The 20,246-nt window shown below is 57.9% G+C and carries 22 protein-coding genes; 10 read left to right on the top strand and 12 right to left on the bottom strand.

Annotation, left to right across the window (positions count from 1 at the left end; all coding sequences use genetic code 11):
* Nucleotides 1-10 precede the first annotated feature (10 nt).
* The 9 genes from pabC to yceD all read right to left on the bottom strand — a co-directional run bounded on the left by pabC (nt 11) and on the right by yceD (nt 7,074).
* Nucleotides 11-808: an aminodeoxychorismate lyase gene (pabC, locus tag CRO23_RS14875; protein ID WP_016928190.1), complete on the bottom strand. Its 798-nt coding sequence runs from the start codon at nt 806-808 to the stop codon at nt 11-13.
* Between the two features lie 145 nt (nt 809-953).
* Nucleotides 954-2,195 (bottom strand): beta-ketoacyl-ACP synthase II, encoded by a 1,242-nt coding sequence (gene fabF, locus CRO23_RS14880; protein ID WP_004928734.1) that lies wholly within the window; start codon nt 2,193-2,195, stop codon nt 954-956.
* Nucleotides 2,196-2,277: 82 nt separating this feature from the next.
* Nucleotides 2,278-2,514, bottom strand: a complete 237-nt coding sequence (gene acpP / locus CRO23_RS14885; protein WP_004719003.1) for an acyl carrier protein — start codon at nt 2,512-2,514, stop codon at nt 2,278-2,280.
* Nucleotides 2,515-2,668: 154 nt separating this feature from the next.
* Nucleotides 2,669-3,403, bottom strand: a complete 735-nt coding sequence (gene fabG, locus CRO23_RS14890) for a 3-oxoacyl-ACP reductase FabG (protein ID WP_016928193.1) — start codon at nt 3,401-3,403, stop codon at nt 2,669-2,671.
* A gap of 11 nt (nt 3,404-3,414) precedes the next feature.
* The gene (fabD, locus tag CRO23_RS14895) at nt 3,415-4,344 is read right to left on the bottom strand and encodes an ACP S-malonyltransferase (RefSeq protein WP_015377451.1); all 930 of its coding nucleotides are present in this window, start codon (nt 4,342-4,344) and stop codon (nt 3,415-3,417) included.
* A gap of 18 nt (nt 4,345-4,362) precedes the next feature.
* Nucleotides 4,363-5,316, bottom strand: coding sequence for a beta-ketoacyl-ACP synthase III (locus CRO23_RS14900; RefSeq protein WP_028128023.1), 954 nt, complete (start codon nt 5,314-5,316; stop codon nt 4,363-4,365).
* Between the two features lie 6 nt (nt 5,317-5,322).
* Entirely contained in the window at nt 5,323-6,357 is a 1,035-nt protein-coding gene (gene plsX / locus CRO23_RS14905) for a phosphate acyltransferase PlsX (RefSeq protein ID WP_004928717.1), read from the bottom strand.
* Between the two features lie 11 nt (nt 6,358-6,368).
* Nucleotides 6,369-6,536 (bottom strand): 50S ribosomal protein L32, encoded by a 168-nt coding sequence (gene rpmF, locus CRO23_RS14910; protein WP_004927778.1) that lies wholly within the window; start codon nt 6,534-6,536, stop codon nt 6,369-6,371.
* 16 nt (nt 6,537-6,552) lie between these two features.
* Entirely contained in the window at nt 6,553-7,074 is a 522-nt protein-coding gene (yceD, locus tag CRO23_RS14915; RefSeq protein ID WP_004927780.1) for a 23S rRNA accumulation protein YceD, read from the bottom strand.
* 141 nt (nt 7,075-7,215) lie between these two features.
* On the opposite strand from yceD, the gene CRO23_RS14920 reads away from it, so the two are divergent.
* The gene (locus tag CRO23_RS14920; protein WP_028128022.1) at nt 7,216-7,797 is read left to right on the top strand and encodes a Maf family protein; all 582 of its coding nucleotides are present in this window, start codon (nt 7,216-7,218) and stop codon (nt 7,795-7,797) included.
* A gap of 6 nt (nt 7,798-7,803) precedes the next feature.
* Here the strand turns inward: CRO23_RS14920 and rluC are convergent, their stop codons facing one another.
* The gene (rluC, locus tag CRO23_RS14925) at nt 7,804-8,763 is read right to left on the bottom strand and encodes a 23S rRNA pseudouridine(955/2504/2580) synthase RluC (protein ID WP_015377448.1); all 960 of its coding nucleotides are present in this window, start codon (nt 8,761-8,763) and stop codon (nt 7,804-7,806) included.
* Between the two features lie 552 nt (nt 8,764-9,315).
* Between rluC and rne the strand changes: the two genes are divergently transcribed.
* Nucleotides 9,316-12,687, top strand: coding sequence for a ribonuclease E (gene rne, locus CRO23_RS14930; protein ID WP_097102361.1), 3,372 nt, complete (start codon nt 9,316-9,318; stop codon nt 12,685-12,687).
* Between the two features lie 60 nt (nt 12,688-12,747).
* Here the strand turns inward: rne and CRO23_RS14935 are convergent, their stop codons facing one another.
* Nucleotides 12,748-13,035, bottom strand: coding sequence for a putative quinol monooxygenase (locus CRO23_RS14935; RefSeq protein WP_015377446.1), 288 nt, complete (start codon nt 13,033-13,035; stop codon nt 12,748-12,750).
* A gap of 213 nt (nt 13,036-13,248) precedes the next feature.
* Here CRO23_RS14935 and pyrC point away from each other — a divergent pair, with 213 nt between their 5' ends.
* The 8 genes from pyrC to CRO23_RS14975 all read left to right on the top strand — a co-directional run bounded on the left by pyrC (nt 13,249) and on the right by CRO23_RS14975 (nt 18,819).
* On the top strand, nt 13,249-14,295 hold the full coding sequence (pyrC, locus tag CRO23_RS14940; RefSeq protein WP_033640751.1) for a dihydroorotase: 1,047 nt from the start codon (nt 13,249-13,251) through the stop codon (nt 14,293-14,295).
* A gap of 75 nt (nt 14,296-14,370) precedes the next feature.
* The gene (gene dinI / locus CRO23_RS14945; protein WP_015377444.1) at nt 14,371-14,610 is read left to right on the top strand and encodes a DNA damage-inducible protein I; all 240 of its coding nucleotides are present in this window, start codon (nt 14,371-14,373) and stop codon (nt 14,608-14,610) included.
* 130 nt (nt 14,611-14,740) lie between these two features.
* Nucleotides 14,741-15,019: a hypothetical protein gene (locus CRO23_RS14950; protein WP_004927809.1), complete on the top strand. Its 279-nt coding sequence runs from the start codon at nt 14,741-14,743 to the stop codon at nt 15,017-15,019.
* Nucleotides 15,020-15,219: 200 nt separating this feature from the next.
* On the top strand, nt 15,220-15,474 hold the full coding sequence (bssS, locus tag CRO23_RS14955) for a biofilm formation regulator BssS (RefSeq protein ID WP_004927812.1): 255 nt from the start codon (nt 15,220-15,222) through the stop codon (nt 15,472-15,474).
* Nucleotides 15,475-15,613: 139 nt separating this feature from the next.
* Nucleotides 15,614-16,729 carry an N-methyl-L-tryptophan oxidase gene (gene solA / locus CRO23_RS14960; protein WP_028128020.1) on the top strand — a complete coding sequence of 372 codons (1,116 nt, stop codon included), beginning with the start codon at nt 15,614-15,616 and terminating at the stop codon, nt 16,727-16,729.
* Between the two features lie 216 nt (nt 16,730-16,945).
* Entirely contained in the window at nt 16,946-17,572 is a 627-nt protein-coding gene (locus tag CRO23_RS14965; protein WP_028128019.1) for a LuxR C-terminal-related transcriptional regulator, read from the top strand.
* A 122-nt stretch (nt 17,573-17,694) separates the two neighbouring features.
* Nucleotides 17,695-17,811: a DUF2770 family protein gene (locus CRO23_RS14970; protein ID WP_004927822.1), complete on the top strand. Its 117-nt coding sequence runs from the start codon at nt 17,695-17,697 to the stop codon at nt 17,809-17,811.
* 3 nt (nt 17,812-17,814) lie between these two features.
* Nucleotides 17,815-18,819, top strand: a complete 1,005-nt coding sequence (locus CRO23_RS14975) for a zinc-dependent alcohol dehydrogenase family protein (protein ID WP_097102363.1) — start codon at nt 17,815-17,817, stop codon at nt 18,817-18,819.
* Here the strand turns inward: CRO23_RS14975 and CRO23_RS14980 are convergent.
* Complete coding sequence (locus CRO23_RS14980; RefSeq protein ID WP_079451367.1) at nt 18,767-19,825, bottom strand: AI-2E family transporter; 1,059 nt, start codon at nt 19,823-19,825, stop codon at nt 18,767-18,769. The two genes, CRO23_RS14975 and CRO23_RS14980, sit on opposite strands and share 53 nt — an antisense overlap.
* Nucleotides 19,826-20,246: the final 421 nt, after the last annotated feature.

Below are 20,246 nucleotides of genomic sequence, written 5' to 3' on the forward strand. Positions count from 1 at the left end.
TTAGCCATGGTTAACAGTGTGGACGCAAAAAATCATACAGCTGACGTGAAGCATAACGCCATGATTGCGCAGCGTTTACCGGCAGCAACGGCATTAGCGCATTGCTCACCAGGACTTCGTCGGCATCGGCCAGCGTATCCAGCGGTTCACTGACGCAGTGCAGACGGTATTCCGAGCCCGCCAGCAGCGCGATCACTCGCCGCCGCATCAGGCCCGCGACGCCCGCCTGGCTCAGATCCGGGGTAAATACCGCTTTTCCCTTACGCCAGAACAAATTAGCCGCACAGCATTCCACCAGCATACCGGCAGTGTCAAGCACCAGCGCCTCGTCGGCGGCCGTCTGGTCAAGATGCGCGCGGATCAGCACCTGCTCCAGGCGGTTCAAATGCTTCAACCCCGCCAGCAGCGGATTGCGCGCCAGCGCCACCGGGCTGAGCGCAAGCGTAATGCCCTGCTCGCGCCACTGCAAATAGTGCGCAGGGTAGCTGCTGCGGGCCACGATGCGCGTCGGGTTTTCGCACCCGGTCGGGCTGTAACCCCGCCCGCCGCTGCCGCGCGTCAGTATCGCTTTGACCACGCCGAGCGGAATTGATTCGGCCGCCTGCGCCATCTCGCGCTCGAAAGCCGGCCAATCGGTGGAGGGCAGCATCAGCCGCTGCGCCGCTTGCTGCAGCCGCTCCAGATGCCAGGGCAGCAGCTCGATTTTACCGTCGATAACCCGGGCAGTCGTAAAACAGCCATCGCCGAACTGCAGGCCGCGATCGCTCGGCGCCAGCGCATCGTGGCGTTGTCCGTTAATCCAGTACATGCTTCCTCCTGTTGCCGGGTGATATCATTACGCTCGCAGAATAGCAGGCGGCGAGGCAATACGCAGCCCTGCTGACGGCCGGACGCCAGGCGTAAAAAAGCCCGGTTAAAAAACCGGGCTTTTCATCAGCGAACAATCGCGCGAGTTACACTCGGCGGAAGATCAGCGAGCCATTGGTGCCGCCGAAGCCGAAGGAGTTACACAGGGTGTACTCCATATCGCTGACCTGGCGCGCTTCGTGAGGCACGAAGTCCAGATCGCAACCTTCATCCGGGTTATCCAGGTTGATGGTTGGCGGTACCGCCTGATCGCGCAGCGCCAGCACGGTGAAGATAGACTCGATCGCGCCCGCCGCGCCCAACAGGTGGCCGGTCATCGATTTGGTCGAGCTCACCAGCACGCGCTCTGCATCGGCGCCGAACACGGATTTCACCGCCTGCGCTTCCGCCTGGTCGCCCGCCGGCGTAGAGGTGCCGTGTGCGTTGATGTAACCGATTTGTGACGGGGTCACACCGGCGTCAAGCAGGGCATTTTCCATCGCCAACGCAGCGCCAGCACCGTTTTCTGGTGGTGACGTCATGTGATAAGCGTCGCTGCTCATCCCAAAGCCAACCACTTCGGCGTAGATTTTCGCGCCGCGTTTTTTCGCATGTTCGTACTCTTCGAGCACCATCATGCCGGCGCCGTCGCCCAGCACGAAGCCGTCGCGGTCTTTATCCCACGGACGGCTCGCCGCCTGCGGGTTGTCATTACGGGTGGACAGGGCGCGCGCTGCGCCAAAGCCGCCGACGCCCAATGGGGTGCTGGCTTTCTCTGCCCCACCGGCCAGCATCACGTCCGCATCATTGTAGGCAATGATACGCGCCGCATGGCCGATGTTGTGCACACCTGAAGTACAGGCGGTGGCGATGGAAATGCTTGGGCCACGCATGCCGTACATGATTGTCAGGTGGCCTGCAATCATATTCACGATGGTGGATGGCACGAAGAACGGACTGATTTTCCGTGGGCCACCGTTAACCAGTGAACTGTGGTTTTCTTCGATCAAACCCAGGCCGCCGATGCCGGAACCGATCGCGGCTCCAATGCGGGTGGCGTTAGCCTCGGTGATGTCCAGGCCAGCATCCTGCATGGCTTGCATGCCGGCAGCGATACCGTACTGGATAAAGGCGTCCATCTTGCGCGCATCTTTGCGAGAGATGAAATCCTCAGAATTAAAATTCTTTACCAGGCCAGCAAACTTGGTCGCATAGGCAGTGGTATCGAAATGGTCGATCAGGCTGATGCCACTCTGACCGGCAAGAAGAGCGTTCCACGTGGACTCTACCGTATTGCCGACAGGAGACAACATGCCCAGTCCGGTCACAACTACTCGACGCTTAGACACGTTTGTCCTCCAGGGAGGGAAAAATATGACACTAGGGATAGAAAAAACTTAGGCGGTCGAACGACCGCCTAGATATGTTCTCTTACTGCTGGCTAGCGTTGATGAAATCAATAGCTGCCTGAACAGTAGTGATCTTCTCAGCTTCTTCGTCTGGAATCTCGGTGTCGAATTCTTCTTCCAGTGCCATTACCAGCTCAACGGTGTCAAGAGAATCAGCGCCCAGATCTTCAACGAAAGAAGCGTTGTTCAAAACTTCTTCCTGTTTAACACCCAGTTGCTCAACAATGATTTTCTTAACGCGTTCTTCGATAGTGCTCATACTCTTAAATTTCCTATCAAAACTCGCTTTCGCGATGGTTTTCGTAGTGTATAAAATGCTGAAAAAGATGCAACTAAATCCCGGCTGGTCAAACCACGATTTTACGCTATTTTGCGGTTTTTGCCTCAAATAACGCAAATGGTTTTCACATTTTTTAAATCATGTACATGCCGCCATTGACATGTAACGTTTCACCGGTGATATAGCCGGCCTCATCAGAGGCCAAAAATGCAACAGCGCTGGCGATTTCTTTAGCATCGCCCAGCCGGTTGGCTGGAACTGATGACAAAATGCCTGCGCGTTGATCATCTGTCAACGCCCGTGTCATGTCCGTCTCAATAAAGCCAGGCGCCACGACGTTGACCGTAATGCCACGCGAAGCAACTTCACGTGCCAAAGATTTGCTAAAACCAATCAGACCGGCTTTAGCCGCCGCGTAGTTCGCCTGCCCTGCGTTCCCCATGGTGCCGACAACGGAACCGATGGTGATGATACGGCCAAACCGCTTTTTCATCATAGCGCGCATTACCGCTTTTGACAGGCGGAATACGGAAGTCAGGTTAGTGTCGAGGATATCCTCCCACTCATCATCCTTCATACGCATCAGCAGGTTATCACGCGTGATGCCGGCATTATTCACTAAAATGTCGATTTCGCCAAATTCGGCGCGAATCGATGCCAGCACGCTGTCGATAGATTGCGCATCAACAACGTTCAACATAAACCCTTTGCCGTTTGCGCCCAGGTAGCTGCTGATCGCTTCAGCGCCGCTCTCGCTGGTCGCGGTGCCGATCACTTTGGCGCCGCGTGCCACAAACGTTTCTGCAATAGCTCGGCCAATACCGCGGCTCGCGCCGGTGACCAGAACGATTTTACCTTCGAAGCTCATCATTTTCCTCTTTATTGTTCAAGCGCCGCCGACAGGCTGGCGGTGTCGTTCACCGCCGCAGCCGTCAGGGTGTCAACAATACGTTTAGTCAGACCGGTCAGCACTTTGCCCGGCCCCACTTCCAGCAGCGACGTCACTCCCTGTGCTGCGATAAATTCTACGCTCTCGGTCCAACGCACCGGGCTGTACAGCTGACGCACCAGCGCGCTGCGGATCGCTTCAGGATCGTTTTCGGTGCGCACGTCGACGTTGTTCACCACCGGCACCTGCGGCGCGTTGAAAGTGATGTCCTGCAGCGCTACGGCCAGCTTGTCAGCGGCCGGCTTCATCAGCGCGCAGTGCGAAGGCACGCTCACCGGCAGCGGCAGCGCACGTTTGGCGCCGGCGGCTTTGCAGGCGGCGCCCGCACGTTCAACCGCTTCTTTGTTGCCGGCGATGACCACCTGGCCCGGCGAGTTGAAGTTGACCGGAGAAACCACCTGCCCCTGTGCGGACTCTTCACACGCCTTGGCGATCGCGTCGTTGTCCAGACCGATGATGGCGTACATCGCGCCGGTGCCTTCCGGCACCGCTTCCTGCATCAGCTTGCCGCGCAGTTCGACCAGACGGATCGCCGCCTTGAAGTCCAGCACGCCGGCGCAGACCAGCGCCGAGTACTCGCCCAGGCTGTGGCCAGCCATCAGCGCAGGCGCTTTACCGCCCTGCTGCTGCCACACGCGGAAAATCGCCACCGAAGCGGCCAACAGAGCCGGTTGGGTCTGCCAGGTTTTGTTCAGTTCTTCCGCCGGACCTTGCTGCACCAGCTGCCACAGGTCGTAACCCAGGGCGGAAGAAGCCTCGCCGAAGGTTTCTTCGACGATCGGGAACTGTGCGGCCAACTCGGCCAGCATGCCAACGGTCTGCGACCCCTGGCCCGGGAAAACAAAAGCAAATTGCGTCATTTTTTCTTCCTGTCCAAATCAGAAACGAACCAGCGCCGAGCCCCAGGTAAAGCCGCCGCCGAAGGCTTCCAACAGCACCAGTTGACCACGCTGAATTCGCCCGTCGCGCACGGCTTCGTCCAGTGCGGAAGGCACCGAGGCGGCAGAGGTGTTGCCGTGACGATCGAGCGTCACCACCACTTTGTCCATCCCCATGCCCAGTTTTTTCGCCGTTGCGCTGATGATGCGCAGGTTGGCCTGGTGCGGCACCAGCCAATCCAGCTCGCTGCGGTCCATGTTGTTGGCCTGCAACGTCTCGTCGACGATGCGCGCCAGTTCGGTGACCGCAACCTTGAAGACTTCGTTGCCCGCCATGGTGACATAGGCCGGCTTGTCTTGATTCTGGCGATCCTTGTACGGCAGCGTCAGCAGGTTGCCGTAGCTGCCGTCGGCATGCAGATGGGTAGACAGAATGCCCGGCTCTTCAGACGCCCCAAGCACCACCGCACCCGCGCCATCGCCAAACAGGATGATGGTGCCGCGATCTTCAGGATCGAGCGTGCGCGACAAGACGTCCGCGCCGATAACCAGCGCATGTTTGACCGCGCCGTTTTTCACGTACTGATCGGCCACGCTGAGCGCATAAGTAAAGCCGGCGCAGGCCGCAGCCAGATCGAACGCCGCGCAGTCTTTGATGCCCAGCATTTGCTGCACCAGGCACGCCGCGCTCGGGAACGCGTGAGTGGTCGTGGTGGTCGCCACGATGATAAGCCCAATGTCTTCTTTAGCCACACCTGCCATTTCCAGCGCGTTCTCAGCGGCCTGGAAGCTCATCGTCGCAACGGTTTCATCCGCAGCGGCGATGCGACGTTCGCGGATACCGGTACGCGTGACGATCCATTCGTCAGAGGTATCCACCATTTTTTCCAAATCAGCATTGGTGCGCACTTGTACGGGCAAATAACTCCCCGTACCGAGAATCTTTGTATACATGTACGATCAGTCACTCTTAGGTAATACAGCCTCAAGGCGCGCAGCAATCCTTTCCGGGACTTGCCGCTGCACCGCCTGCACAGCCTGTTCGATTGCGACTGCAAACGCGTGAGGGTTCGCAGCGCCGTGGCTCTTGACTACGGTGCTGCGCAATCCTAACAGACATGCGCCATTATACTGGTCGGGGTTCAGGTGGCCGAACCGCTTAACCACCCGTTTTTGCAACCAACGGCCCAACAATTTCAACCACCACGCTCGCTTGTTTCCGTCGCCGGACGATTTCAACAGCGATAAGAACACCCTGACCACCCCTTCCATGGTTTTCAGGGTGACGTTGCCCACGAAGCCATCGCAAACCAACACGTCGGTCTTGCCGGTGAGCAGTTCGTTTCCTTCCAGGTAACCAATATAGTTGATTGCCGGAGTATTTTTTAGCACAGCGGCCGCTTCGCGGATATTATCCAGGCCTTTGGTCTCTTCTTCGCCAATATTCAGCAGCGCCACCCGCGGTTGCGCAATGCCGATCACCTCTTCCGCCATCACCGCACCCATCACGGCAAACTGCACCAGCATGGTGCTGTCGCACTCGACGTTGGCGCCGAGATCCAGCACCACGGTTTTGCTGCGTTGCTGATTCGGGATCGCCGTCATCAGCGCCGGGCGCTCAATGCCTTCCAGCGGCTTGACCAACAGCTTCGCCAATCCCATCAGCGCACCGGTATTGCCGGCGCTGACGCACCCCTGCGCGTTTCCGCTGCTGAGCTGCTCGAGCGCAATGCGCATCGACGTGCCGCGGCTGGCGCGTATCGCTTGTGAAGGTTTGGCGTCGCCGGCGATCACGGACTCGGCGGGCACGACTTGCAGACGCTCCAGAAGAACCGGATCGGCGTGGGCAAGCAAGGGAGAGATGACGTCGGGATTGCCGACCAGCAGGAGATGAAGCTGTAAATTAGAGGCCAGTGCCTGCAACGAAGCAGGCACTGTGACGCAGGGACCGAAGTCCCCGCCCATTGCATCTAACGCCAGGGTTAGACGAGTCAAGGTATCGCTACTTAGCCGATAACCTTGCGACCGCGGTAGAAACCGTCGGCAGTGATGTGGTGACGACGGTGAGTTTCACCGGATACTTTGTCTACAGACAGAGTAGTCGTGGTCAGAGCATCGTGAGAACGACGCATGCCACGCTTGGAACGGGTTGGTTTATTCTGTTGTACGGCCATGGACCTTACTCCTCAATTACTTACGCTTTAAACTGGCTAATACGGCAAACGGATTCGGTTTCTCCGCCTCAGGAGGCAGTTGGCCAAATACCATGTCCGCTTCGGACACTTCACAGTGTTCAGATTCATGTACCGGAACGACAGGCAGTGAAAGAATAATTTCGTCTTCAATCATTGCCAACAGATCGACTTCGCCAAACTCGTCAACTTCGATCGGTTCGTACGCTTCCGGTAATGCCTCAGCCTGCTCATCATTGACGACCGGGCTAAAACAATACGTTGTGTGAACCTGATGTTCGAACGGGACTCCACAGCGTTGGCACATCAACGTTACCGTGACGTCCGCATGCCCTGTTATCACCGCGAGGCGTTGATTGTCGATATTAAACGACAACGACACCTCGACATCACTGTCCACACTGACCACGGAGTCGGCAACACGAGTAACCTGCTCAGGCGCATAGACACCAGCATAGTCCAGGCGTTTCTGAGCGGTACGTACCGCATCAATGGTCAAGGGTAATTTTACCTTTTGCATAGGGCGCGCATATTAACTTTGTAACGACATAGAGTCAAAGAAAAAGGCCGTAAAACGGCTCCTTTCACCAATATTCGCTTCCACAGCGGCCGACAGTTTAAAATGCCGTACCCATTTACGCTACGGTTTGCGAAAAAAATTATGCAGAGATTGCTTTTAGCCTCCACCTCCCCCTATCGAAAAATGCTGCTGGAGAAGCTGCAGCTGCCGTTCGACTGCGCCGCGCCGGAGGTGGATGAAACCCCCTTGCCCGGCGAAAGCGCGGAAGCGCTGGTGCTGCGCCTGGCGGCGGCGAAGGCTCAGGCGTTGGCCCTCGCCTATCCCGAGCATCTGATCATCGGCTCCGATCAGGTCTGCGTGATCGATGGCAACATCACCGGCAAGCCCCATACCGAGGAAAACGCCCGGGCGCAGCTGCGGCAGGCCAGTGGCCAAGCCGTGACTTTCTATACCGGCCTGGCGCTGTACAACGGCCGCAGCAAGCAGCTGCAAGCTTTGTGCGAGCCGTTTCACGTGCATTTTCGCGCGCTGAGCGAAGCGGAGATAGCCGCCTATGTACGTCTGGAGCAACCGCTGAACTGCGCAGGCAGTTTCAAGAGCGAGGGATTGGGGATCGCGCTGTTCGACAGGCTGGAAGGCCGGGATCCGAACGCCCTGATAGGCCTGCCGTTGATCGCGCTGTTGGAGATGTTGCGGGCTGAAGGCATCAACCCGCTGGTCTGACGCGGATTATTTGGCGGCCTGCCGGCGCAGCACCTGCAGACAGTGGCGCAGTTCTTCGTCCATCGGCGCTTCGATGCGCATCGTTTCGCCGGTGGCCGGATGCTCGAAGCGCAGCGCAGCGGCGTGCAGGAATAGCCGCTTCAGGCCGGTACCCGCCAGTTGGCGATCGAACTCGCGGTCGCCATAGCGGTCGTCAAAGGCGATCGGGTGCCCGGCATGCAGAGTGTGCACGCGGATCTGGTGGGTACGCCCGGTGATTGGGCTAGCCTTCACCAGGGTGGCGAATTCGTAACGCTCTTCCACCTTGAAGCGGGTTTCCGAAGGCTTGCCTTCGCTGTTGACGCGCACGATGCGTTCACCGCTTTGCAAAATATTTTTCAGCAGCGGCGCCTGTACGGCCTTGCAGTGCGATTGCCATTGGCCGCGCACCAGCGCCAGATAATCTTTCTGCATGCCTTTCAGCCGCAGTTGCTCATGCAGCGAACGCAGCGCGGAACGTTTTTTGGCGACCAACAACACGCCGGAGGTGTCACGATCCAGGCGATGCACCAGCTCCAGGAAGCGGGCTTCCGGGCGCAGCGCGCGCAGCCCTTCGATCACGCCGAAGCTCAGGCCGCTGCCGCCGTGCACTGCGGTGCCGGAAGGCTTGTTGAGGATCAGCAGGTGGTCGTCTTCATACAAAATACAGTCGGCCAGCGCGGCCACCTTATCCAGCTTGGCCGACACCGGCGTCTCTTCGCGCTCGGCCACCCGCACCGGCGGCACGCGCACCACGTCGCCAGCCGCCAATTTGTATTCAACCTTGATGCGCCCTTTATTGACCCGCACCTCGCCTTTACGCACGATGCGATAAATCATGCTCTTCGGCACGCCTTTCAGGCGAGCGAGCAGAAAGTTGTCGATTCTCTGACCGGCTTCGTCGTCGGAAATCGTGATGAATTGTACTGCTGGATTGTTCGTTTTCATGGTGCGGGATTCTAAATAGAGCGCGTGAATAGCGCCACATCTTTTTCTGTGCTTAACTGTCTCTCTGACGGCGGGCGAAACCCCAGCGGACAATAAGGCAGCAAGCCGATTTGAACGTTTGCGATTTCTTCCGCAGTTAAGGAAAAGTCACCTTGCTATAACGGCATCAGCAGTGGAATAATGCAGTCACTTTCCGCGTTGATTCTCGTTAAACAGGGAAAACGGTGGAATTATAAAATTTGTCTGATCGCGCAAAAACGCAGCAATGGCGTAAGACGTAATGCGAAATCAAACAATTAGCGGGCTGCGGGTTGCAGCTTGGCCGGCAAATGGAATCAGATCTGTCGACGTAAATCAGAGGCTATTCCCCTAGTAAAAGTGCTGTCTTTCACAAAGAAAAGCAGGCTTACCGAGATAATGCGCCCCTATGCAGGCGACAACCGTGAGGTTGACGACTTTGCGAGAAGACACGGGGCTTTCGGTTTAACTCCGGCCATGAGGTTATTTTGCCCGCAGCTTTGTCGATAATGTAAAAATAACGAGTAAGTTAAGATGAAAAGAATGTTGATTAACGCAACTCAGCAGGAAGAGTTGCGTGTTGCCCTCGTAGATGGACAGCGGCTGTATGATTTGGATATTGAAAGTCCGGGTCATGAGCAGAAAAAAGCGAATATTTACAAAGGCAAAATCACCCGCATTGAACCAAGTCTTGAAGCAGCGTTCGTGGACTACGGCGCAGAACGACATGGTTTCCTCCCCCTTAAAGAAATCGCCCGCGAATACTTCCCTAGCAATTACTCTTCCCATGGTCGCCCGAACATCAAAGATGTGCTGCGCGAAGGCCAGGAAGTCATCGTTCAGGTAGACAAAGAAGAACGTGGCAACAAAGGCGCCGCCTTGACCACCTTCATCAGTCTGGCGGGCAGTTATCTGGTGCTGATGCCGAACAACCCGCGCGCCGGCGGTATTTCTCGCCGCATCGAGGGCGACGATCGCACCGAGCTGAAAGAAGCGCTCTCTTCGCTGCAACTGCCGGACGGCATGGGCCTGATCGTTCGCACCGCGGGCGTAGGCAAATCCGCCGACGCGCTGCAGTGGGATCTCTCCTTCCGCCTGAAGCACTGGGAAGCGATTAAAAAAGCCGCCGAAGGCCGCTCTGCGCCGTTCCTGATCCACCAGGAAAGCAACGTTATCGTGCGCGCCTTCCGCGATTACCTGCGCCCGGACATCGGCGAAATCCTGATCGACAACCCGAAAATTCTCGATCTGGCCAAAGAGCACATCGCTGCGCTGGGCCGCCCGGATTTCAGCAGCAAAATCAAACTGTACAGCGGTGAAATTCCTCTGTTCAGCCACTATCAGATCGAATCGCAGATCGAATCCGCCTTCCAGCGCGAAGTGCGCCTGCCGTCCGGCGGCTCGATCGTCATCGACAGCACCGAAGCGCTGACCGCCATCGACATCAACTCCGCGCGTGCAACCCGCGGCGGCGACATCGAAGAGACGGCGTTCAACACCAACCTGGAAGCGGCGGACGAGATCGCTCGCCAACTGCGCCTGCGCGACCTCGGCGGCCTGATCGTCATCGACTTCATCGACATGACGCCGGTTCGCCATCAGCGCGAAGTGGAAAACCGCCTGCGTGACGCCGTGCGCCAAGACCGCGCGCGCATCCAAATCGGCCGCATCTCCCGCTTCGGCCTGCTGGAAATGTCGCGTCAGCGCCTCAGCCCGTCGCTGGGCGAGTCCAGCCATCACGTGTGCCCACGCTGTAACGGCACCGGCACCATTCGCGACAACGAATCGCTGGCGCTGTCCATTCTGCGCCTGATCGAAGAAGAAGCGCTGAAGGAAAACACCAAAGAAGTTCACGCTATCGTGCCGGTTCAGGTCGCTTCGTACCTGTTGAACGAAAAGCGCGAATCGGTCAGCGCGATCGAAAAACGTCAGGGTGGCGTGAAAGCCGTCATCGTGCCGAACGATGAAATGCAAACCCCGCACTACTCGGTGCTGCGCGTGCGCAAGGGCGAGGAAACCTCTACCCTCAGCTACCTGCTGCCGAAGCTGCACGAAGAAGACATGGAGCGCCCGCTGGAAGACGCGCCGATGGAGCGCAAGCGTCCGGAGCAACCGGCCCTGGCTTCCTTCTCGCTGTCCGCCGATGCGCCGCCGCCGGCTGAAGAACCCGTCGCCGTGGCCAAGCCTGCCGCTGCAGCCGCCAAGGCGAAAGCCGCAGCGCCGGCCGCCGCCAAGCCGGGCTTCCTGGGTCGCCTGTTCGGTGGTCTGAAGAACTTGTTCGCCGGTGAAGAGCAACCTGCCGTCGAAGAAGCCAAACCAGCCGAAGCGCCGAAGGCGGAAAGCAACGGTGAAAACCGTCGTCAGGATCGTCGCGGTCAGCGCCGTCAAGGCACCGGCCGTAAAGAGCGCGGTGAGCGTAGCGACCGTGGCGATCGTCCGGAACGCGGCGAGCGTAAAGAGCGCGGTGAAGGCCGTGACAATCGCGAGCGCGACAACCGTGAACCGCGTGAGAACCGTGAAGGCCGTGAATCGCGTGAGTCCCGCGATGAGCAGCGCCGTAACCGCCGCAACCAGCAGCAGAACGCGCCGGTAGCGGAGGAAACCGCTTCAGAAGAAGGCGCTAAAGCGCCGCGCGAAGATCAGCAGCAACGCCGTGAGCAGCGCGCTGAACGCCAGCGTCGCCGTCAGGAAGAGAAACGTCAGGCTCAGCAGGAAGTGAAAGCGCTGGAAAGCGTTGAAGCGGTCGAGAGCACCGACGAAGAACAGGAAGAACGCCAGCAGCAGAACATGCAGCGCCGTCAGCGCCGCACGCTGACGCAGAAAGTGCGTATCCTGTCTGCCGAAGAAGAGCTGCAGCGCGCAGCGGAAGAGCTGTTGGCGCCGAAAGCGCCGGTAGCGAAAGCCGAAGACGCGCAGCCGACCGCCGACGACAGCGTCAAGCTGCTGCCGGAAACCGTTGCCGCACAGCCGGAAGACGATGCCCAGGGCGAAAGCCGCGGCAACGGCGAAGGCATGCCGCGCCGTTCCCGCCGTTCACCGCGCCACCTGCGCGTCAGTGGCCAGCGCCGCCGTCGTTACCGCGATGAACGTTACCCGCTGCAATCTCCAATGCCGCTGGCGGGCGCGTTCGCTTCGCCGGAAATGGCATCGGGCAAAGTCTGGGTAAGCTACCCGGTCGCTCAGATTGAAGAAGCCGAAGTGCAGACCGAAGCCGTAGAACAGGCTGCGGCACCGGTTGTCGCTGCCGCGGTTGAACAGCACAACGTTGCCGTGGAAGAAACCCAGGTGGCGGCCAGCATCAACCCGCCTGCGCCAGAAGCCGCCGTTGAAACTGCTGCCGTTACCGTAACGGAAGAAGCTGCAGCCGTAGCGCCTGTCGTGGCTATCCCGGCCGAGGAAATCCCGGCGCCGGTGAAAACCGCCCCGGCAACTGTTGCAGTTGAACAGCCGAAAGCGGAAGAGACTGCCCCTGCAGTGGAAGCCGAGCCGGTAGCTGAAACCGTAGCTGTAGAGCCAGTGGTTGAACCTGCGCTAGCGGAAGACGAGCCTGTGGTCGAAACTGCACCGGTGGTAGAAGCCACGCCAGCGGAAGAAACGCCAATGGCAGAAGTAGAAGCCGCACCTGCGGCGGCAGCCGTGGAAGCCGCTCCGGTGGAAAAAGCCCCTGCGCCAGTGGTTGCTCAGCAGCCGGCGCCGGTGAAAGCCGTGCAGGACGCGCTGTACAAACACATCGCCACTGCGCCGATGACCAAAGCGCCTGCGCCGGCCTATGTGCCGGAAGAACGCAAGCACAGCGACTGGCAGCGCCCTTCCTTCAACTTTGAAGGCAAAGGCTCCGCAGGCGGCCATTCGGCGGTGAGCCAGGCGACCGCGCCGGCCACCAAACCACAGCCGGTTAACGAATAAGTTAATCTGCAACCCTAAAAAAACCCGCCATCGGCGGGTTTTTTCTTGCCTGTAACGTCCTCAGGCGATCTTCTTCAGTTTTTTGATGTCCAGAACATCCAACTTGCCGTCAAGCCGGCTGACGAACTGCTGAAAATGCGCCGTCTCATTATGCTTATCCAGCGCTTCGCTGCTGGCCCAACGCTCAAAGAACACGAAAACGCCCGGTTTTTCCAGATCGCGATGCAAGTCATATTGCAGGTTGCCCAACTCCTGGCGGCTCGGCTCGATAATGTCGTGCACCGCTTCGCTGACGGCGGCTTCAAATCCCGCTTTCGCTTGCAGGGTGGCGATAACGCGTACTTCCATTGCTTTCTCCCTTTCCACTTGATGAAGGTCGACGGTATTGGCGTCGGCATCGTTGAAATCCCGGTTACTATGCGCCCGCCGCGCTATTGATTTCAACTTGTCGCCAACAAACAGATGCATCTGCGGCACTTTCCGCTTATCCTTACACCCCGGCGTGAATAAACCCATTATTCGCTTTTCATTAGACGTATTTGACCGCCGGAGCCTAGCTAGATGACCGCACAACCTCAAGTTCTGAAAATCCGCCGCCCAGACGACTGGCATATCCACCTGCGTGACGATGAAATGCTGAAAACGGTGGTGCCCTATACCAGTCAGGTATTTGGCCGGGCGATCGTGATGCCGAACCTGGTTCCGCCCGTAACGACCGTGGCCGCCGCGCGCGCCTACCGCGATCGCATTCTGGCGGCGGTTCCGCAGGGTCACAATTTCACTCCGCTGATGACCTGCTACCTGACCAACTCCCTGGCGGCCAGTGAACTGGTCAACGGCTTCGAACAAGGGGTGTTTACTGCCGCCAAGCTGTATCCGGCCAACGCCACCACCAACTCCAGCCACGGCGTCAGCGACGTGACCGGTATTTACCCGCTGTTCGAGCAGATGCAAAAAATCGGCATGCCATTGCTGATCCACGGCGAAGTGACCGATCCTTCCGTCGATATCTTCGACCGCGAGGCGCGCTTTATCGAGCAGGTGATGGAACCGATTCGCCAACAGTTCCCTGAGCTGAAGATCGTCTTCGAGCACATCACCACCAAAGAAGCGGCGCAATACGTGCAGGCAGGCAATCGTTTCCTCGGCGCCACCATCACGCCGCAGCACCTGATGTTCAACCGCAACCACATGCTGGTCGGCGGCATTCGCCCGCACCTGTTCTGCCTGCCGATCCTCAAGCGCAATGTCCACCAGGAAGCGCTGCGTCAGGCGGTCGCCAGCGGCTCGGATCGCTTCTTCCTTGGCACCGACTCCGCGCCGCACCTCAAGCATCGCAAAGAGTCCAGCTGCGGTTGCGCCGGCTGTTTCAACGCGCCGAATGCCATCCCGGCTTACGCAGCGGTCTTCGAACAGCTAGGCGCACTGGAGCACTTCGAAGCCTTCTGCTCGCTCAACGGCCCGCGCTTCTATGGCCTGCCGCTCAACGAAGACTTCATCGAACTGCAGCGCGTGCCAACCACCCAGCCGGAAGAGATTACCCTCGGCAATGAATCCGTGATCCCCTTCCTGGCGGGTGAAACCCTGAACTGGTCGCTGAAAGACTGATATTTTTGCTTCGCCCTCTTGCCCCCGCACTCGGTTAACTGTATAAATAAACAGTAAATCGCTTCGGGGGCAATTATGCGTGTTGAAGTCACTATAGATAAAACCCGGCCGCTGCCGGCGGGCGCCATTGAGGCGCTGACCGGTGAACTGGGCAAGCGGGTCAACCGCCAGTTTCCAGACGCCGTCGTGCACGTACGTTATGCCGGCGCCAACGGGCTCTCCGTGCTGGGGGGCGCCAAAACCGACCGGGATCTGATTGAGGAAATCCTTCAGGAAACCTGGGAAAGCGCAGACGAATGGTTTAGCGCAGAATAACACTGCAATGCTGTTTTTGCCGGGGGTCGCTCTCCGGCTTTTTTGTTTCTGGCGCCCTGCCCATTCATCGCTTACCCTTACTCTGAAACAAAATCTGCCTCAGCGCTGTATTTAACGCAAAGGAGTAAGCATGGCCCCGGACAAGGTGAAATCCGAAGACGCAATGACGTTTGGCGAACTGCTGGCGCTGATTGCCGATCAGAAAAGGCGCTTGAACGTACTGGAAGTGGCTTTCTCTTATCTGGCCTTCAGCCTGGATGACAAAGCCAACCAACGGCTGATCCACAGCCTGAAGCTGGAATCGCACAGCCAGAATCGTGATGCCGAAACGCAAAAGCATTTCGCCCATTTGGCCGAAGAGCTGGAAAAATGTCTGCACGGCGCATCGCCACCTGCCGACGCGGAATAACGCGCTGCGCTTGACTCATCCACTGCGCACATACAAATTTGTAGAATAATTGTTCAAATAAATATTTATTTTGCAAATTTCGGTGACAACCCCCTCCACCGATGAAAGCGGATGCGTATACTGTAATTGCTCTCATGATGATGAGCCGCATTGATCCTCGTTAGTCACTCACGGTAGTTACTACTCAATAAGGGGTCTTTATGGACAGAAATGATGAAGTAATTCAGACGCACCCGCTTGTCGGTTGGGATATCAGTACTGTCGACGTTTACGACGCCATGATGATACGCCTTCATTACCTGTCTTCACTAGACCAAACGCCCGAAGAAGCCCAAGTAGACCGAACGCTTTGGCTCACTACAGATGTCGCCCGTCAATTAATCAATATCTTAGAGGCCGGCATCGCCAAGATTGAAGCTACGGATTACCAGGATCTTGATCGCAGAAAACATTGATACATCGTCCCCTAACCCCTAAGGCGCCGTGATCGATCCCGGCGCCTTTTCTTCGCCTTTCGCCGTTCAATCAGTGCATTGCGCTCGCCAACCTTTTATCATGGGGCGATAAGAAATCGCTATCAGAGAGGGTGGGCACGTGGAATATGATTTGATTGTGGTGGGCAGCGGTTCAGTCGGCGCGGCGGCAGGGTATTACGCTACCCGGGCCGGCTTGAAAGCGCTGATGATCGACAGCGCCATTCCTCCACACCGCAACGGCAGCCATCACGGCGATACCCGCATTATTCGTCACGCTTACGGCGAAGGTGAAAAGTACGTGCCGCTGGTGCTGCGCGCACAGGCGCTGTGGAATGCGCTGATTCAACAATCCGGTGAAGAACTGTTCCAGTCGTGCGGCGTGCTAAACCTGGGGCCGCAGCACTCCGAATTCATTCGCAATGCTCAGCAGAGCGCGCAAAAGTTTCGCCTTAATGCGCAAACCCTCAGCGCCGAACAGATCGCTCAACGCTGGCCGGAATTCCGCGCGCCGGAAGGTTACGTCGGTGTCTTCGAGCCGGACGCCGGCTTCCTGCGCTCCGAACTGGCGGTTGCCAGCCTGATCAAACTGGCGAAAGAGGCCGGCTGCAGCCAGCTGTTCAACTGCCCGGTCAGCGCGGTTAACCCCATTGATGGCGGCGTTGAGGTCGTCACCGACGAAGGGCGTTTCACGGCGCGAAAAGCGGTGGTCACCGCAGGCACCTGGGTGAAGGCGCTGTTGCCGCAGCTGCCGATCGCGCCATTGCGCAAGGTATTCTCCTGGCATCAGGCGGACGGCCGCTACAGCGTGAACAATCGCTTCCCGGCCTTTACCGTCGAAGCGCAGGACGGCACGCACTATTACGGTTTCCCGGCGGATAACGATGGCCTGAAAGTGGGCAAACACGACGGCGGCCAGCCGATGGATGCCCCCGAGCAGCGCAAGCCCTTCGGCAGCTACGCCAGCGACGGCACGGAAGTTTTCTCCTTCCTGCGGCAATTTTTGCCGGGTGTAGGCGTATGTTTACACGGCGAAGCCTGCAGTTATGATATGAGCCCTGACGAAGACTTTATTATCGATACGCTGCCGGATTGCGATCGCCTGATGGTCATCAGCGGATTGAGCGGCCACGGCTTCAAGTTCGCCAGCGCTCTGGGCGAGATCGCCGCGCTGTTCGCGCAGGACAAAGCGCCGCCGGTTGACCTCTCCAGCTTTGGTCTGAAGCGATTTAGCTGAGCGGAGGATTTCGCTGTCCACGTTCCCGTCGAGCCCTGGACAGCGAAATCTGGCGGTTACAATTTATTAACCTGCTAACTCTTTTAAATACCAAGTAAAAATTCTGATAACGGAAATTTCTTGCATTCAGCATTTGAATTTCCGAATTGAACACTTGCAGTGTAAGTCCTATTTTACAGAAGATATGCTCCATCGGCTTTCAACAAGGACGTCACCATGAAACTACTTGTCGTGGACGAATGCTGCTTCACCCGGGTCGGTATAGCCAGCTACTTTGCTGATAGTGGGATTACGACGATCAAGTGCTGCCACAGCATTGAGTACGCTACGCCACTGTTGTCCAGCTTTCAGCCGAGCCACATTCTGGTGAACCTCAGCAACCAATGCCGCTATAACGAAGCGGACGCACAGCTGCTGGCATTTATGGAAGCCAGCCAGTCTGCCTTGCTGTTTATTTATCTCGATACGCCTTACCCTTACAGCGAAGCGCCAATGCGCATCGCCGATAATGCCTTTCTGTTCAATAAAAGCATTCTGCCGCTCACCTTACGCACGCTGCGCGAAAATCCGCTGGCGCTGGCCGATGACGGCGAAGAGCGTTCCCTGTTCAGCCCGCAGGAACTGACGGTAATGAAATATTGGATGGCGGAGATGCCCAACTACCGCATCGCGAAAAAGCTGCAGATCAGCTCGCATACGGTGTACGTGCACAAGCGTCACATCACGGAGAAGATCAACGCGCGCAACCGGCTGGAGTTCTACTCGCTGTATAACGTGCTGCGCTATTTCTACCCGCCGAGCACGCCAACAAATTCGACGCCGCTGGCGCTGCTGGCGGTATAACATCAAGCCTGCGATAACGCAGGCTTTTTTATCGCCGCTCTTCCAGCGCACACGCGCGGCGCGCTGTAAAAGACGTCGAGAAAAGGACTATAATCAAGGGTCCTTCTCTTCAGGCGGCTGAAATGTTAAACCGAATACTGGCGGCTATCGTCAACAATGTGCGTGAGCACCTGGTGCTTTACCTTTGTCTGTGGCTGGTGCTGCTGGCGTTGGATGTCTATTTCTTCTTCGTCATGTAATCCATGCCGCCGTTATTTCCCCGATTGAGCTTCAACCGCTTCGGCGATCCCGCCCAGGTGCTGGAATTGCAGCAGATGAGCAGACCGCTGCTGCGCCCCGGACAGCAGTTATTGCAGATGCGCTATGCCCCGATCAACCCTTCCGATCTGATCCCGATCCACGGCCAATACGCGCACCGCATCGCCCTGCCGCAGGTGCCGGGATATGAAGGCGTGGGCGTCATCGTCAATCCGCAGAATGGGCATTCAACGGACCGACGCGCGCTGGCGGTAGCGGGTGACGGCAGTTGGCAAACCTTCGTCACGCTGCCTGAGACTCGGGTGGTCTGGGTGCCGGATGACATTGACGACGCCTGCGCAGCGCAAATCTATATCAACCCGCTCACCTGCTGGGTGCTGTTGACGCAATGGCTGCCGCTCAACGCCGGCGACGTACTGCTGATCAACGGCGGCGGCTCCGCTGTCAGCCTGCTGCTGGCGCAGCTGACGGCGCTGCGCGGCATTCGTCTGGCGGTCGTGGTGCGCAACGCCGCTCATCGCCAGGCGTTACTGGCCGCCGGCGCCTGGCGCGTTATCGAAGCACCTCAGCTGGTGGAAATGACGAATTTTGGCGCCCGTGCGGCCATCGACTGCATCGGTGGGGAAGACGGATTGCAGCTGGCGCAGGCGGTCCGCACCGGCGGCGATTTTGTGGCGCTGGGCCTGCTGAGCGGCCGCCAGGTAGACTGGCGGCGCGTGGTGGACGAGTTAAAGCTGCGCGCTTCGCTGTTCCACCTGCGCAAATGGAACGCACAGGCGGCGCCGGCGCAGTGGCAGATGGCGTTTTATCAGCTATTCCAGCTGCTGCGGCGCGGCCAGCTGGCTTTGCGCCCACCCGCCGCGATTTATCCTTTGCATCAGTACGCAACGGCGCTGCAGCACGCCACGCAGCCCGGTGTGAACGGCAAGATCTTCCTCACTCCGGCGCCGCCGGAGGCTGACGCGGCGGGCGGCCGTCCCCCAGGATAACCGCCAGCCGATAGCCGCCCTCGGTAGTCTCCAGCGCGATGCGCGCCACGATCGTCAGCGGCACCGACAGCAACATGCCCACCGGGCCGAGCAGCCAGCCCCAAAAGATCAGCGACAGGAACACCACCAGCGTCGACAGCCCCAGCCCGCGCCCCATCACCCGTGGTTCGAGGATATTACCGATCACCATGTTGACAGCGATAAAGCCGCCCGCCACCACCAGCGCATCGCCCAGCCCGTTGAACAACAGCGCCTGAATCAGCGGCGGAATGGCGGCCAATACCGAGCCAATGTTGGGAATGTAGTTGAGCAGAAACGCCAGCAGCCCCCAGATAAAAGCGAAGCGCACGCCGACCGCCGCCAGGAAGATCCAGACAATCACCCCGGTGGCCAGGCTGATGATGGTTTTAATCACCAGATAGCGCGTCACGCCGTCCAACGCCCGCCGCATCGCGGCGAGCCCCTCGTTCGGCTTATCCAGCGCCTGCTGCAGCTTATACGGCAGCAGCTGCACTTCAAACAGCATAAACACCACGGTCATCAGCAGCAGGAAGACGTTGGTCATGGCGCCAGACAGGTGCCCCAGCATGCGGGTGACCAAATTCATCGCCGCGCTCGGATCGACATACTGCAGCATCGCTTCGCTGGAGAGGCTGATATTGAAGCGATCGGCGTAATGCTGCAGCTCGCGCAACTTCTCGATCATCATGCCGCGGTACTGCGGCAGCGAGCGGGCGAACTCATTGAGCGAAGCGCCCAGCATGCCGATAAACAGCATCACGACCACGATCACCGCCGTCACCAGCAGCGTCACCCCGACGATACGCGGCACCCGCTTGCGTTCCAGCATCGCCACCAGCGGGTTCAACACCATGGCGAGAAATATCGCCAGCAAAAACGGCACCACGATGTCAGCGGCGGCTTTCACCCCGGCCAAAATGATCACCAACATCGCCAGCAGGACGGCCAGACGCAGGCTGCTGTCGGTCACGCGGGTTCGGCCCATGACGTTTCCTTGTTATTTCACTGGGTTAACCGGCCACCAAGAGCCGACTCTTGGCGCTAATGGTAGCAAAATCCACCGTCACGCCGCAGAGTATTTCGCCTAACCGTTCGAAAAAATTAATCTTTCCGCCCTGCTCTTTGCCGCAAGAAATAGGCATAACCTTTGCCAACAAATAATTCCACCGAGCAACTCATGGGCGATTTACGTAAAATGACAAAAGCTGACATTAATAGATAATAAGCCTAATTTTCAACAACTAGCATAACCGCCCCGTGAGGGAAATAATATCATCTTCAACGATTTATCTGATGAAGCCCGAACATCTCAAACAAATTCACTGACTAATATTTCTAAGAAGTAACATAGTTAAATTTATTATTGATTTTATGTTTCCTAAAGTTTAATTATTGCAGCCAGCCAA

The sequence above is a fragment of the Serratia sp. JKS296 genome (genome assembly GCF_900215445.1).
Taxonomy (GTDB): domain Bacteria; phylum Pseudomonadota; class Gammaproteobacteria; order Enterobacterales; family Enterobacteriaceae; genus Serratia; species Serratia marcescens.